Genomic DNA, 14,515 nt, shown 5'->3' with positions numbered 1-14,515 from the left:
TTCACTTTATAGTGCTGCATTTACATTCATTCGTTCTTTCGTCCAATGGCTTGTTTTTAACCAATGTGCAATATTTTCAATATCTGTTGAGAAAATACGGTCGTTTGTAATTGAAGGTGCTTGCTGACGACCTTGGTGATAAAAGGCTTTCGTCGCTGTACTCATCTCTTCAATACCTCGATATTCTGCAGCTTGCATTGCACAGATCATTTCAATTGCAAGAACGCGTCTTACGTTTTGAATAATTTGATGCGCATGACGTGAAGCAATTGTTCCCATACTTACATGATCTTCCTGGTTAGCTGATGATGGAATAGAGTCCACACTTGCTGGATGTGCTAACGTTTTATTTTCTGAAACGAGTGAAGCTGCTGCATATTGCATAATCATTGCACCAGACTGAAGTCCTGGCTCTGGGCTTAAGAATGGTGGTAAATCGTTTAATTGCGGATTCACAAGACGTTCAATCCGACGCTCAGAAATATTCGCAAGTTCCGCCATTCCAACCTTTAAAAAGTCCATTGCAAATGCAATTGGTTGTCCGTGGAAGTTCCCACCAGAAATTACTTTTTCTCCACCATCAAAAATAAGTGGGTTATCTGTTGCTGCATTCATTTCAATTTCTAATTTTTCTTTTACATAATTTAAAACTTGCCAAGAAGCACCGTGCACCTGCGGAATACAGCGAAGTGAGTATGCATCTTGCACTCGAAGTTCCCCTTGCTTTGTTACAAGCTTACTATCATGAAGTACGTCACGAATGCGCTTAGCAACTTCTACTTGTTCTTGATAGCCACGAGCTTTATGAACATTTTCATCAAATGCATCGATAATACCGCGCAATCCTTCCATTGTCATCGATGCAATTAATTCTGATTGATACGCAATCGCTTCAGCTTCTATATAAGAAAGAATTCCTTGCGCTGTCATCGCTTGCGTACCATTGATTAATGCAAGCCCTTCTTTCGCTTCTAATTCAATTGGCTCTAATCCTTCTTCTGTCAGAGCTACCACTGCATGAACACGTTTCCCCTTATAAAACACTTCCCCTTCTCCTAATAGAACAAGAGCAAGATGGGATAATGGAGCTAAATCACCGCTCGCACCTAATGAACCTTGCTGCGGGATAACCGGATGAATTTTACGATTTACAAACTCTAACAGCCTATTTACAACAAGCGGTCGAACACCAGATACACCTTTTAACATCGTATTAGCACGTAAAATCAACATTCCACGTGAAACTTCTTCTGGGAATGGATCACCAATTCCGCATGCGTGTGATTGGATTAAATTATGCTGAAGCGCCTTTACATCATCTTTCTGAATGAGTACATCACTAAATTTCCCAAAACCTGTTGTAATACCGTAAACAACTTTTCCGTCATCTACGATCTTTTCTACAACCTCACGGCACTCAGCCACTTTTTGCATGCTATTTGGGCAAGCTGTTACTCCCTCTCCTTCAAACAACAATTGTTTCATTTCTTCTACTGTCAATGAATGTCCTGTTAACGTAATCATCATTTTTCCTCCTTAAAAAGAGCAAAAGAGGACCTTACCTTTTTAAGACAGACTTCTGTCCCAAAAAGCAAGGCCCCCTTCTAACTAATAGACTATGGGCAAATCATATGTGATTAATTCCTAAACCAATCGCCTCATGCTCAGATCCTTTTACAGGTGCACCTATCGTTCCATAAAGTGCAACAGCAACCCATTCGCCTTCTTTTTTTCCGTCGTATGGTGTACCGCGCACAATTGCAAACCGAAGACCTACTGTACGAAGAACGTCTGCTAACTGAATTTGTCCTCTCGTTACTCCGTACAACGCTTCCATGATTGCATGATAAAGTGCATGCGTTTCTCTGTAAACGTCTGTTTCAATAACTTGGTTGCTCTTAGCCGCTGTTTCCATTGCTGCGACAACCTTTTGCGAATTCATAGAACCAACTTTCCCAGTACAATACTTCCAACCTTTTGGGATTGATAGTACAGGGCTTTCATTTTCCTCCGCAAGCGCCAACAACATGGCCATACGACCAATTCGATGTGTTCCTTGAAGAAGCATGTGACTCTCTCATTTCTTATAAATTATTTGAATATTACTTAATTTAAGAATATATGAAAACGTTTAAATCGTCAATAGTTTAAACAATTATTCGAATGAATTTTTCCAATACTCTGTCTCCACTGTGTACACAATTTATTTACAGAAAATTTCAAAGCATGCTATAGTCTCACTAACAGCTGTAAGGGGGACCAAAATTGGTTAAGAGAAAAGATATTCACTTTCGAATCGACGAGAGATTACTAGAAAAATTTGAGGCTGCACTTCATTATGAAGGTTTAAATAAAACAGATGTTTTAACACATGCTATTCATCAATTTTGCACAAAGGTGGAGTCAGAAAAAATGAATGATGTAAAAAGGCAATATGCTGTAAGTAATCATCTGCAAACAAGGATCAATACTCATAAAAAATATGAAGAAAAACAAGTAGACTTAGATACAGTTGTAATTAATCATTTGCAATTACAAGGAGCAGAAAAGGTATTAGAGGTTGGATGCGCTAACGGAAAATTCCTTGTGTCACTACAAGCAAACGGCCATAAGGGGCATCTCACTGGTCTTGACCAATCTACAACTATGCTGCGAGAGGCTGCCCTGAACGCGGCACTGCAACATGTAAATATTGAATGGAAACTTGGAGATGCTAATAAACTTCCTTTCCCAGTCGATTCTTACGATTGGATTATTGCAAGGCATATGTTGTATCACATGACGGATGTAGAAAAAACAATTCAAGGATTTCATAAAGTAATTTGCCCTGGAGGTAAGTTTCTAGCCACAACAAATTCTCACATCTCATTACCTTATATGGATGAGATGTGTAACAAAATGTTAGTCACATTTGATTTACCTGAAAAAGCACCAACAGCTGCTCCATTTTGTTTAGAAAATGGAAAACAATTGTTACAATCTGTTTTTCAGGCCGTAGAAGAGACGGTTATTCATAATTCACTTATATTTCATAACGCTACACCTATCGTTAATTATATTACTAGTATGTTCCCATCATTAAACATACCAGGTGATATCCAACTCCATTCAGAAATGAAAGAATGGCTTACAAATGAAATAGACAATGAGTTATCCCTTCATAATGGGATATGGAAGGATCCAAAAACACTTGCTATTTATCGTTGCACAAAATCAGTATAAGCTTACCTTGTAGTACGTTATTACACATCCTTTACTTCTTAAAATCTATATAAAGAAATCATATATAAATTAAATAAAATCTACTTAACAAAATTGGAGGAGTTTCATATGAATACAGATTGGAAACAAGATCGAATCGCTTCAACTGAGCGGAATGAAAATCCCATGGTAATAACGAAAATGAAGAGTGGATTTGCCGTTATCGGTGATACGCAATTTCTTCCCGGATATTGTGTCCTCCTCGCTTCGCCTAAAGTAAACACTTTAAATGATTTAAATTGTAAAGAACGTAATGATTATCTGTTAGATATGAGCTTAATTGGAGATGCTATTGAAAAATCCTGTAATCCAAGAAGAGTTAATTACTCCATATTAGGTAATACAGATCCATTTTTACACGCCCATATATTCCCGCGTTACGAGTGGGAACCAGAAGAACGAAAACCTTATCCTGTTTGGCGTTATCCAAATGAAAAATGGTTTGATGTACAATATCAATATAACGATAAAGAACATGGGTTGCTACGTCAAAAAATAACTGAAAACTTACTTACATTAATGAAACAAGCCTATTCTTCCTCTTCCATATAAAGTGAAACTTCCATCAGTTGGGAGCTTATTGCCTGCAAATAGCGGGATAAAAAGCTCCCAACTATTTTATGAAACCTAAATATAAATGTATATAAAAACCACCTACAGACTAAGTGATTTTCATATACATGCTATTATTCTATTTTGACAAAATTTTAAGAAGGCTACTGCCTGCCCAAAGTAAATATGCAAGTTGAGTTAAGATGTACATTGTAGATTCAAAAAAAGAAAGTTTTCTTTCCCATTTCACTTTTCGCAGATGTCTATAATAAAAAATGAACATAAGACTAATAGTAACATAGAAGCATCCTGTACGTTTTCTAATATCTTAATCATAATGATCCCCTTCTCCTCGCATTAATTGACTAGAATACGATTAAAATTGTCGAATTAATATGATCTTTTTCTTTATATTAAAACCCTTGTTTAAGAACATTTTCTTCATATTTTTTCTCATTTAACCATTTCATGAAATATAACTCTGTTTCCTCTACCGTCACTTCATCAGTACTCACATATGTAACTGGAAATTGTTTATACCACTGTTTTTCAGTTTCTACTAACTCTAACTGCTCTTCAAACGTACTGCGTCTTCTCGTATTATCATTCTCCTTTCTCTCTTGCAATATCTTCTTAGAAATATCCAAATAAAAAATCGCATCTGAACGACATTTTCTTAATTGATACAATTCATCTTTTAGTTCGTTTTCAATATCCCAATCCATTCCTATAAGTTTTGGAAAATGTATTGTATAAAACTCAATATCTTCCGGCCCACGATCAAATACGACTATACGTCCCTCTACATTCTGAAATTCTTTTATTTTTGCTTCAATAAACATTTTTTGATTTGTAATAAATCCCTCTTTTGTGTAAATATCCAAGTTTAAGTTTTTTCTTTCTTCTACAATTTCGTAAGGATTTTCATAGAATATTGGAAATCCATGCTTTTCTAACCTTCTCGCTAACGTTGTTTTCCCGCTTGCCATTGGTCCTTGAAGTGAAATTATATACGTCATTTTCCCCATCCCTTTTCACTAATATAACCCTCTTTTTTACAATAAACGGAATTTTACAAACTATCAACAAAACACTTCGTACCTTGTTTCCTATTTCTATCTAGCTTATAATAAAAAATAGAAATGATTATGGACGCCTTTTTATGTAAGCTTGGATTTCCAAGCTTACATTATTTTTTGCTTTCCCTTTCACTAAAAACAAGGTATACTAACATGGAACATATGTTCTTAATGATTACATATAGTAAGGAGATAGAACAAATGGTATACGATACAAAAGTAATTTCTTGGAACGAATCTTTAAAACAACTACAACGTCGCTACACAAATCAACCAGTGGATCGAAAACAATTTGAAGATGTTGAGCTCATGGAGTTTTTCCGCGATAACGACTACATTTCTCTTCCTACACATATTAGCGGCCTATCAACAAAACGTTTTACTTCTTACTCTATTTTCACAACTGAAGATAAAGATCGTAAAGTTGGTACACTTATCATTGAATATGTAGAAGATGATAATGATATATTACGTGTCGAACAACTATACTTCGTTTAATTCACAACGCTTGGTCAAAATGGCCAAGCGTTCTTGCTTTCTACCAATCTCAATGCTTATAATACTAGTAAAGGAAAACTGCTATCGTAAAGGGGGGATAGACTTGCTCGAAGGATGGTTTAGTTGGTTTATTGTTACTTGGACTGTTATTTTACTGGGCCTTATGTCTATTGGTGGATATTTTATGTTCCGAAAATTCTTGAAACGTCTACCAAAAGAAGACGGCATGTCTATTTTAGATTGGGAGCAACGATATATTGATCAAACACGGCATTTATGGGATGACGAGCAAAAACAATTATTAGAGGAACTTGTAAGCCCAGTCCCTGAACTTTTCCGCGATGTTGCACGGTCCAAAATTGCTGGTAAAATTGGAGAATTAGCTTTAGAAGAAAAAGCACCTAAAATAACTGAAGATTTAATCATTAAAGGGTATATTATAGCTACTCCAAAGCGAGATCATAAATTTTTAATTAAGAAGCTACAAGAAAAGCAAATCGATTACTCGAATTATCAATCTTTACTTGCGAAATAACCCCATCTTCTATGTTTATCGAAAAAAGATTGCCAACTCTACAGGCAATCTTTTTTGATTCATTTTCATTTTATATAGGGAATATCATTAAAAACATTCATTTAATAACTGTTCAATCTATAATACATTTTATTTCATTAGAACTGTTGAGTACCTCATCTAAATTCCCTTGAGCTTCTATACCCCTATTATTTAAAACAATGATATGATCTGCCTTTTCAAGAATTATTCTTCTGTTAGATACAATTACACAGTTTACTTTATTGTTAGTAATCAACCTTTTCCAAAGTAATGTTTCAGTTTTTAGATCAAGTGCACTGGAAATATCGTCAAAAAAACAGCGTCTATATATTAGACGCTGTTTTTTCATACATATAAAATTTCTACTCTTTACGTTAACTTCATATCTTTCTCATTATAGAACCCATCTTCTTTTTCCATTTCCTTTTGTACTTTCATAAATGAACGATACATCGCGATTCTCCACGATACAATCATTGCAAAAGCAAGTAAGAAGAACATACCACTTAGTTGTCCTAAATCAAGTGATTGACTCAAATATGTCTTAAATACAATACGTACTACAAGTAAACCAATTAAAATAAAGACGAATGCTTTTGAACGCTTTAAGTAAATTTCTTGTCCGCGCACTTCAAATTTAGATGTTTTAATAAGAAAAATCGAGAAAAACAAACCAACGCCAATTGCTTCTAACATTTCGGCTGGAGTTAATCGAAATTCTGGAAAAACGTACATCAGAGCCCCCGTACTCATAAAAAACGGTGGGAGAATAATTTTTTTCAATGTTGCAGGTTTCTTTGCTGCTTTTAAACGAATAAACATTGCACCAACAGCCATACACACGGCAACAATACTTGATAAAAGAACTATGTTCATACTTTCTCATCCTTTTTTGTGGCAATATGAAAAATATAGTTTCATTATATGCTTTTCTGTTAGTATTTCCAACATTTTCACAGAATAATACTAAAAACCAGTGAAACCACCAAATAAACTTGAGAAATATACAATGATTTTTGTCATCCAGTTAAAATATAGTAAGATCCCCATAACAATCATAATGTATCCTCCTACTTTGACAAACGCCCCACTATGCCTCTTAATCCAAGACATTTTCGTAATAAAGAATGAAAGTACAAAAAATGGAATCGCAAAACCAAGTATATAAGCAATCATATATAGCATTGCCGATTCTGGATTTGTAGTTGCAAGTCCAATGACAGCTACTAAAATTGGTCCTGTGCACGGTGTCCATCCGGCTGCAAATGCTAATCCAATCAAAGTAGATCCAATGTAACCACTTGGACGATTTTTAAATGTAAACTTACGATCTTGCATTAAAAACTTTGGCTTAAAGACCCCTACAATTACAAGCCCGAACACAATAATAAATAATGCTCCTAATTGTCTAATTAAATCTTTATAGTCCTGAAAAAACGATCCAATAAAACTTGTACCAAATCCAATCGCAATAAATACGATAGAAAATCCTAGTAAGAAAAACGCTGTATGTATCATACTTCTTTTACGAAGCATTGCATTTTCTTCTTTTAATTCAGAAACTGACATTCCCGTTATGTACGATAAGAACGCTGGATAAAGCGGTAAGCAACAAGGGGAAATAAAGGATAAAAAACCGGCCCCAAATGCTAAAAAAATATTAATATCTTGCATTGTTTCACTCCTCTCCTCTTCAATATTGTAGCAAAAACAAAAGAAAATACTATGAACAATTAATGAATTAACGACTTACAACATGCTAATAAGAAAAATCTTGTGCTCACTTCATACAATCGTCTTTCTCTAAAACGTTTTCATTTTCCTTCTATTATAAATATATTCCATTCTTCATTAACATAACAAAGCTTTTTTGATTTCACAAATTGCCCGTACAGTGTTATATAGACTATGATACATTTCCTGTAAAAAAATATTTTTTTCAAATGATAGACTTATACAAGACACTCCTTATTTTACAATACTTCTATTATTATAAATTTCAAGATTATGCATAAATATCATACTTTTATTATTATTCTATAAAATGTCGCACTTTTCTTTCATTTGACCCTTCATTTTTAATTTTGTATACTTCCATCTAGTTATATATGTCCGTTTTTGGAACAATTCAATATAGATGGGAGGAATTTTCATGCTTCGTTATTCTCTTTTAGTTTTATTAGGAGCATGTAGCTATGGGATTTTAGCTATTTTTGTTAAACTTGCTTACGCAGAAGGCTTTTCACTTGGAGAAGTAATTGGTAGTCAATATTTGTTCGGTTGGTTTATTTTACTTGGCATTACACTCCTATTTTCTAGACATCGCGTTCCGCTTAAACAAATGTTTATTTTATTTGTTGCTGGAACATCTGCAAGTTTTACTGGGATTTTTTATTACGCTTCATTAAAAACTGTACCAGCTTCCATTGCCATTATACTGTTATTCCAGTTCGTTTGGATTGGTATTATCATTGAAGCTATCGCAACAAAAACATTACCATCAAGAGAAAAAGTTATTTCTGTTATCTTTTTACTTGCTGGCACATTCTTATCGAGCGGATTACTAGAAAAATCAGCAGGCGACTTTAATACGACAGGAATCATATTAGGATTACTATCTGCGATTACATTTGCAACGTACATCTTTGTAAGTGGTAAAGTTGCTGTTGAAGTTCCATCATTACCACGAGGTGTTCTTTTGATGGCTGGTGCATTAACTTTAGTTATGATCGTATTTCCTCCAACATTTATTTTTAATGGTGCCATTTCTCAAGGACTTTGGAAATATGGTTTAGGATTAGGAACGTTCAGTATTGTTATTCCATCAATCGCCTTTACAATCGGAATCCCTAAAATTGGTTCTGGCTTAGCGACTATTCTTGGGGCGGCTGAGTTACCTGTCACAACCATTATGTCTGTATTCGTTTTAAAAGAAGCTGTACTATCTTCACAATGGCTAGGTGTAGCACTTATTCTCATTGGGATTGCAATTCCGCAAATTGCGTATACGATGCGCGGAAGGTACAGAAAACATCATACGCATAAAAAAGTTGCTGCATAAGAAAAAGAGGACTCTCACTTGAAAGTCCTCTTTTTTAGCATCCTATATTATCTCTTAGCACGATTCGCAATCTCTAAAGCTCTGTCAGTCTCTTTAGCAGCTTGGTCTAACGCTGGCTTCACATCCGTTCCCTCTATTACACTTTCCATGGCTTTTTGCAGCTTTTGACGAGACTCTGGAAATACTGTAATTAAAGCTCCTTGTGTCGCTGCAGATGCTTTTGAATCATGAAGTTGATTCACTGTTACTTGCAATTGTGGATATTTCTCATATTCTTGTTTCACAATATCTTCTTCATATGCTTTAGGATTCACTGCAAAATATCCTGTATTTACGTGCCACTCCGCTTGTACTGATGGGGTTTCTATATATTTCATGAACTCCCAAACCGCCTTTTGTTTCTCTTTCCCTATATCTTTTGCCATCCATAATGACGCGCCACCAATAATAACTCCTTCTCTTTGTACCTCATCAGGATAAGGAATATATGCTACACCAACTTGAAATGGCGCACTGTTAATCATATCCTTAACACCAGCAGAAGAATCTAAATACATTGCCGTTTTCCCTACTAAAAAAGCAGCACGTGTATTGTCCCAATCCGATCCGTAATTACCATTAATCCCTTCTTTATTGAGCCTGTTAACAAACTCTAAAATTCTTTGTCCCTCTTTCTCGTTAAAAGTTGCTTTTGTTGCCGCTTTAGCACGTCCATTATCGTTATTTACATATGTATCACCTTGGACTGCTAACATTTCTTCAAAGAACCAAGTATCTAATAAATAAGTAAACCCATAACGATTTACTTGATTTCCTTCTTTTTTCGTTAATTTTTTCGCGACTTCTTCTACTTCTTTAAATGTCTTTGGAGCTTTCTCTGGATCTAATCCTACTTCTTTAAATGCATCTTTGTTATACACCATAACAGGTGTAGAAGAATTGAACGGCACTGAATATTGTTTTTTATCTACCGTATAATAACTACGAATATTTGGTTCCCACTGAGATACATCATATTTATCTTGATCTATGAATTTTTGAACCGGTTCAATTTTTCCGCTATCAATCATATATTTCGTTCCACCATCAAATACTTGAATAACGTCCGGGGCGTCCTTTGTACCTGCAATATTTTTATACTTAATAAACGATTCATCATATGTACCTTGAAATAACGCTTTTACTTCTACCTTATCTTGGGATTGATTATATTTTTGAACAATTTGTTCTAAAACTTCTTTTGTTTTCCCACCCATCGCATGCCAAAATATAACCTCTGTCTTTTCATACAAAAAGACCATAGATAACAATAGCGATTCCAATCCATTCTCCGCTGCGTTATACTATGGTCTCTCGTCTTCATACGAATTTTGTATGTAGTTGTGTTTACATTTTTCAGTATATCTTGAATTTATGAATTTATTGTAAATAATTCTAATTAAATGTAAAGAATACAATTTTTATGTGTAAAAAATTGTGAAATTAGTTTTTGATGTATTTCCTCTCTTAAAGATTTATTAAAAAGTACTAAATTCCTATATAATTACTAATGAATATGTTTTTTATCTTCACATACTTAATTTGAAGTTTATCTTGAGAAAGAAGGCATAATAGATGAAATCCATTACAAATGAATTAACAGCGAAACTAATCTCTATCCGTCGCCACTTACACCAACATCCTGAACTATCTTACGAAGAATTTGAGACAACAAAAGCGATACATAACTGGTTAAACGACGCCAATATCAAAATTATCAATTCACCTTTAAAAACTGGAGTAGTTGCAGAAATTTCCGGGAATAAAAACGGACCACTTATCGCGCTTCGTGCCGACATTGATGCCCTTCCTATTCATGAAGAAACTGATTTGCCTTACGCTTCTAAAATTCCTGGTAAAATGCATGCATGTGGACATGATTTTCATACAGCATCCATACTTGGTGCGGCTTACCTATTAAAAGAAAAAGAATCTTTACTTAATGGGACTGTTAGATTTATATTCCAAGCTGCTGAAGAAAGTGGGAATGGAGCATGTAAAATAATAGAAGCTGGTCATTTACAAAATGTACAAGCAATCTTTGGGATGCATAATAAACCTGATTTACCAGTTGGTACAATTGGTATTAAAGAAGGGCCATTTATGGCGGGAGTGGATCGTTTTGAAATTGAAATTAAAGGTGTGGGAACGCATGCAGCTGTACCTGATGCCGGAGTTGACCCTATCGTTGCCTCTTCCCAAATCGTCATGGCCTTGCAAACAATTGTAAGCCGAAATATTAGTTCTTTTCATAACGCTGTCATAAGTGTAACGAACATCCATTCAGGAAATACGTGGAATGTCATTCCTGAAAAAGCAACTTTAGAAGGAACCGTCCGTACATTTCAGACTGAAACACGGCAAAGAATTCCGGAATTAATGCAGCGTGTTATTAAAGGTGTTGCTGATGCACTTGGTGTTGAAGTGAAATTTCATTGGTATCCAGGGCCTCCCGCTGTTCATAATGATATCGCACTTACAGAATTATCTACTCATATCGCTCAAACAATGGGACTTCAAATTATTTCGCCAAAACCTTCTATGGCAGGAGAAGATTTTTCATTCTATCAACAAGAAATCCCTGGTTCATTTGTCTTTATGGGAACGGCTGGTACACAAGAATGGCATCACCCTGCTTTTACATTAGATGAAGATGCATTACCTATTAGTGCACAATACTTCGCTTTGTTAGCTGAGGAAGCTATTAACAAATTGAGATAAAAAAGAGCCGTTAAGATTATTCTTCTTAACGGCTCTTTTCACCTATCATTAAGTTAAATCACGCTTTAAAAATACAGTATAAGAAATACCTAAGAATACTAATAAATAAACGAAAAGCATACAAGACGCAAATAGGAATGTTACACCTTGAATAAAACTCCCACCTGTTAAAATCCCATGTAAGTTTGTGTTAGCTGGTAATAAATATTTTGCCCATTCATATCTAGATGCTGGCAATAAAATTAGTCCTCCCGATAATGCAACGAATAAGGAAATACCAATTGCTCCCCCGCTCGATCTCGTTAAAACTGAAATCATAAATGCAAATGCTGCATACACAAGAGTTGGCAACCATTCTAGAAGATAATATTTACTTGTTTCCAAGAAGATATTTTGTTTTATAATACTTCCGTTTTGAACGATAAATTCCGTCCATGCTGGCTGCTGAAATTTATAAATAATTAATCCACAAAGAATTGAGAAGAGCATATTAAATATGAAGAGTAGTGCTGAAAAAATAACAATTGCAATATATTTTGCTGTTAAAATTTTAAATCGGCTCGCTGGGCGAATCATTAAAAATTTATACGTTCCCCAGCTATATTCATTTGCGAAAATAGTACTTGCATATACCAGAATAAATGGCAATAAAATCGGAAAGACAATAAATCCTGTATCTCGCATAAAAGCAAGAGGAGATTCACTTGCTGGTGGCGTATTCGTATCTAAATGTTTCATTTTCAGCTGGTACTCTTTAACAAGTTCGTCTCCCGACCTTTGTGTTAAAATGTCTTGTTTTGGTGTACCGAGTTTTTTCTCAATTTCAGCTGTTCTCTCTGTGTATTCTACTTTCCAATTTTCTTGAGAGGATGAAAGATATTTAAATGAAACCCATCCTAGACCAGCAACTAATATAGCAATGACCGCGAACGGGATAATTGTTCTCTTTCGCTTAAAAATTTTATACAACTCATTATAAATTAAATTAAACAATATCCTTTCCTCCTGTTAATTCTAAAAACTTCTCTTCTAATGTTTTTCTTTCTTCATAAACACGATAAATACGAATGTTTTTTTCTGTTAATGTCTGAATAACATTTGGAATTTCTTCATTTTTCACGGTCATAATCAATTCATTATCTTGAATTGTGACATCCTGTGTCAAAAGATCGGCTGCCTGCTCCGCATCGTCCACACGTATATGAATCGTCTCCAACTCCAGACTTTCATCTCGCTGAATATTTTGCGTTGCCACATATTCTCCGTGCTGAATAATAATAACCCGATCACACATTAATTCAACTTCAGATAGTAAGTGACTAGAAACAAGAACCGCTTTCCCTTGTTCATGGGCAATTTTCTTTATGTACATTCGCATTTCATGAATACCATTTGGGTCTAGCCCATTTGTTGGTTCATCTAAAATGAGTACGTCTGGATTATGTACGAGCGCTTGTGCAATTCCTAAACGTTGTCTCATACCAAGTGAATATGCTTTTACTTTCCGGTCAATAACCTGCCCCATGCCTAGTAGTTGGACAACTTCATTAATGCGTTCTTCTGTAACATTACCATTCATACGTCCAAAGTATGTTAAGTTTTCATACCCACTTAAAAAAGGATAAAATTCTGGATTTTCAATTACAGCACCAATTTTTGCAGCTGTGCTTTCAAATTGCTGTTTTACAGATTGGCCGTCTATCCATACTTCTCCTTCAGTCATACTAATCATGCCAACCATCATTCGCATTAATGTTGTTTTACCAGCACCGTTTGGTCCTAACAAACCAACAACTTCACCTTTTTTCACTTCAAAGCTTATATTTTCTACTAACGTCTTTGAGCCGATTCGCTTTGTTAATCGATCAACTTTTACTATGGATTTCTCATTTGTCATTCTATACAACCTTTCTTCTTAACTCTTTTTAAGTTCTTTTCACTGTATCATGATTATTTCCCTATGTAAAACAGAGAAAAAGGCATAATAGCTCATGCCTTTTCCTCTGTTTTATATAATTCTCCGCCTTTGAGACCGTATATAAATCGGTAACATTGCCACATCGATACTAAAATGAAAACAATACTAAGTAGTGCTGTTACTGATAGTGCATATATTGTAATAGACACACTACTTATTCCATGAACTCCTGTTACTTTGATAAAAATGACTGCAAATAGTTTCAAAAATAACATTCCATGAATTAATCCCAAAAACAATGCTCCCCCAAAAAGCAATACTTGTTCCTGGCATAACAAACATACTACCCGTCTTTTCTCCATACCAACGGTTTCATATGATTGAAATTCCTTTTTTCTTGTTTTTAAGAAAACTTTTGTCACCTGGTATGTAACAAAGCCGCACACAAAAAACAACAAAATAAAGACATAATAAAGAAACTCCACAAAAAACGGCATATATTGTATTTTCTCTCGCACCACTTCATCTGATTGAACGGATATAATAAAAAAAGATAACATTGTACTCGTTGCAATCCATATGAATTGCTTTAATCTTTGGGCAGCATAGTTTTGTATATTCTTTCTTACTAACCGAAATAAAGACATAATTAATTCCCCTACCTTACTCCTTAACCTCCAACATTCTATACTACTAGTGTATAAAAATATTACTTTACTTACATCGAACTACAATCGGAATCTTTGCTAGGTCTTTAGTCTTAGATAGGAATCGTTTTTTAGTTCAGGATATTTTTCAAATGTATCGAATATATTTTATATAGAGGTGAT

General features: G+C 34.7%; 15 protein-coding genes and 1 pseudogene. 6 read left to right on the top strand and 10 right to left on the bottom strand.

All coding sequences use genetic code 11. The features are described from left to right. Nucleotides 1-6: 6 nt before the first annotated feature. Nucleotides 7-1,524: a histidine ammonia-lyase gene (gene hutH, locus AZF08_RS10230; protein ID WP_033676017.1), complete on the bottom strand. Its 1,518-nt coding sequence runs from the start codon at nucleotides 1,522-1,524 to the stop codon at nucleotides 7-9. A 103-nt stretch (nucleotides 1,525-1,627) separates the two neighbouring features. Further along, complete coding sequence (hutP, locus tag AZF08_RS10225) at nucleotides 1,628-2,068, bottom strand: hut operon transcriptional regulator HutP (RefSeq protein WP_033676016.1); 441 nt, start codon at nucleotides 2,066-2,068, stop codon at nucleotides 1,628-1,630. A 197-nt stretch (nucleotides 2,069-2,265) separates the two neighbouring features. Between hutP and AZF08_RS10220 the strand changes: the two genes are divergently transcribed. Then, a complete protein-coding gene (locus tag AZF08_RS10220) occupies nucleotides 2,266-3,222 on the top strand; it encodes a class I SAM-dependent methyltransferase (RefSeq protein ID WP_033676014.1) in 957 nt (318 codons plus the stop codon). 108 nt (nucleotides 3,223-3,330) lie between these two features. Further along, nucleotides 3,331-3,813 carry an HIT family protein gene (locus AZF08_RS10215; RefSeq protein WP_033676012.1) on the top strand — a complete coding sequence of 161 codons (483 nt, stop codon included), beginning with the start codon at nucleotides 3,331-3,333 and terminating at the stop codon, nucleotides 3,811-3,813. A 139-nt stretch (nucleotides 3,814-3,952) separates the two neighbouring features. Here the strand turns inward: AZF08_RS10215 and AZF08_RS31990 are convergent. Both AZF08_RS31990 and AZF08_RS10210 read right to left on the bottom strand, forming a co-directional pair. After that, a pseudogene (locus tag AZF08_RS31990) lies at nucleotides 3,953-4,149 on the bottom strand (hypothetical protein). A gap of 77 nt (nucleotides 4,150-4,226) precedes the next feature. After that, nucleotides 4,227-4,832: an AAA family ATPase gene (locus AZF08_RS10210; RefSeq protein WP_033676010.1), complete on the bottom strand. Its 606-nt coding sequence runs from the start codon at nucleotides 4,830-4,832 to the stop codon at nucleotides 4,227-4,229. 261 nt (nucleotides 4,833-5,093) lie between these two features. On the opposite strand from AZF08_RS10210, the gene AZF08_RS10205 reads away from it, so the two are divergent. Next, nucleotides 5,094-5,390 carry a hypothetical protein gene (locus AZF08_RS10205; RefSeq protein WP_033676008.1) on the top strand — a complete coding sequence of 99 codons (297 nt, stop codon included), beginning with the start codon at nucleotides 5,094-5,096 and terminating at the stop codon, nucleotides 5,388-5,390. 103 nt (nucleotides 5,391-5,493) lie between these two features. Beyond that, nucleotides 5,494-5,925 carry a DUF2621 domain-containing protein gene (locus AZF08_RS10200; protein WP_033676007.1) on the top strand — a complete coding sequence of 144 codons (432 nt, stop codon included), beginning with the start codon at nucleotides 5,494-5,496 and terminating at the stop codon, nucleotides 5,923-5,925. A gap of 390 nt (nucleotides 5,926-6,315) precedes the next feature. On the opposite strand, the gene AZF08_RS10190 is transcribed toward AZF08_RS10200, so the two are convergent. Together AZF08_RS10190 and AZF08_RS10185 are read right to left on the bottom strand one after the other, a co-directional pair. Continuing rightward, nucleotides 6,316-6,822: a CcdC family protein gene (locus AZF08_RS10190; protein ID WP_033676004.1), complete on the bottom strand. Its 507-nt coding sequence runs from the start codon at nucleotides 6,820-6,822 to the stop codon at nucleotides 6,316-6,318. Between the two features lie 90 nt (nucleotides 6,823-6,912). Next, nucleotides 6,913-7,620: a cytochrome c biogenesis CcdA family protein gene (locus tag AZF08_RS10185; RefSeq protein ID WP_033676002.1), complete on the bottom strand. Its 708-nt coding sequence runs from the start codon at nucleotides 7,618-7,620 to the stop codon at nucleotides 6,913-6,915. Nucleotides 7,621-8,098: 478 nt separating this feature from the next. On the opposite strand from AZF08_RS10185, the gene AZF08_RS10180 reads away from it, so the two are divergent. Then, a complete protein-coding gene (locus tag AZF08_RS10180; protein WP_033676000.1) occupies nucleotides 8,099-9,007 on the top strand; it encodes an EamA family transporter in 909 nt (302 codons plus the stop codon). A 47-nt stretch (nucleotides 9,008-9,054) separates the two neighbouring features. Here AZF08_RS10180 and AZF08_RS10175 read toward each other — a convergent pair whose 3' ends face one another. Then, complete coding sequence (locus AZF08_RS10175) at nucleotides 9,055-10,308, bottom strand: ABC transporter substrate-binding protein (protein ID WP_153019511.1); 1,254 nt, start codon at nucleotides 10,306-10,308, stop codon at nucleotides 9,055-9,057. A gap of 313 nt (nucleotides 10,309-10,621) precedes the next feature. On the opposite strand from AZF08_RS10175, the gene AZF08_RS10170 reads away from it, so the two are divergent. Continuing rightward, entirely contained in the window at nucleotides 10,622-11,767 is a 1,146-nt protein-coding gene (locus tag AZF08_RS10170; protein WP_033675998.1) for a M20 peptidase aminoacylase family protein, read from the top strand. A gap of 48 nt (nucleotides 11,768-11,815) precedes the next feature. Here the strand turns inward: AZF08_RS10170 and AZF08_RS10165 are convergent, their stop codons facing one another. The 3 genes from AZF08_RS10165 to AZF08_RS10155 all read right to left on the bottom strand — a co-directional run bounded on the left by AZF08_RS10165 (nucleotide 11,816) and on the right by AZF08_RS10155 (nucleotide 14,332). Continuing rightward, nucleotides 11,816-12,760 (bottom strand): ABC transporter permease, encoded by a 945-nt coding sequence (locus tag AZF08_RS10165; protein ID WP_033675997.1) that lies wholly within the window; start codon nucleotides 12,758-12,760, stop codon nucleotides 11,816-11,818. After that, nucleotides 12,753-13,664: an ABC transporter ATP-binding protein gene (locus AZF08_RS10160; RefSeq protein WP_033675996.1), complete on the bottom strand. Its 912-nt coding sequence runs from the start codon at nucleotides 13,662-13,664 to the stop codon at nucleotides 12,753-12,755. The genes AZF08_RS10165 and AZF08_RS10160 overlap by 8 nt, the downstream gene beginning before the upstream one ends. A 92-nt stretch (nucleotides 13,665-13,756) precedes the next feature. After that, entirely contained in the window at nucleotides 13,757-14,332 is a 576-nt protein-coding gene (locus AZF08_RS10155) for an FtsX-like permease family protein (RefSeq protein WP_033675995.1), read from the bottom strand. Nucleotides 14,333-14,515: the final 183 nt, after the last annotated feature.

Origin of the sequence: Bacillus gaemokensis (assembly GCF_001590835.1) — a bacterium.
GTDB lineage: Bacteria > Bacillota > Bacilli > Bacillales > Bacillaceae_G > Bacillus_A > Bacillus_A gaemokensis.
This window is presented reverse-complemented; position numbering and strand designations above follow the sequence as displayed.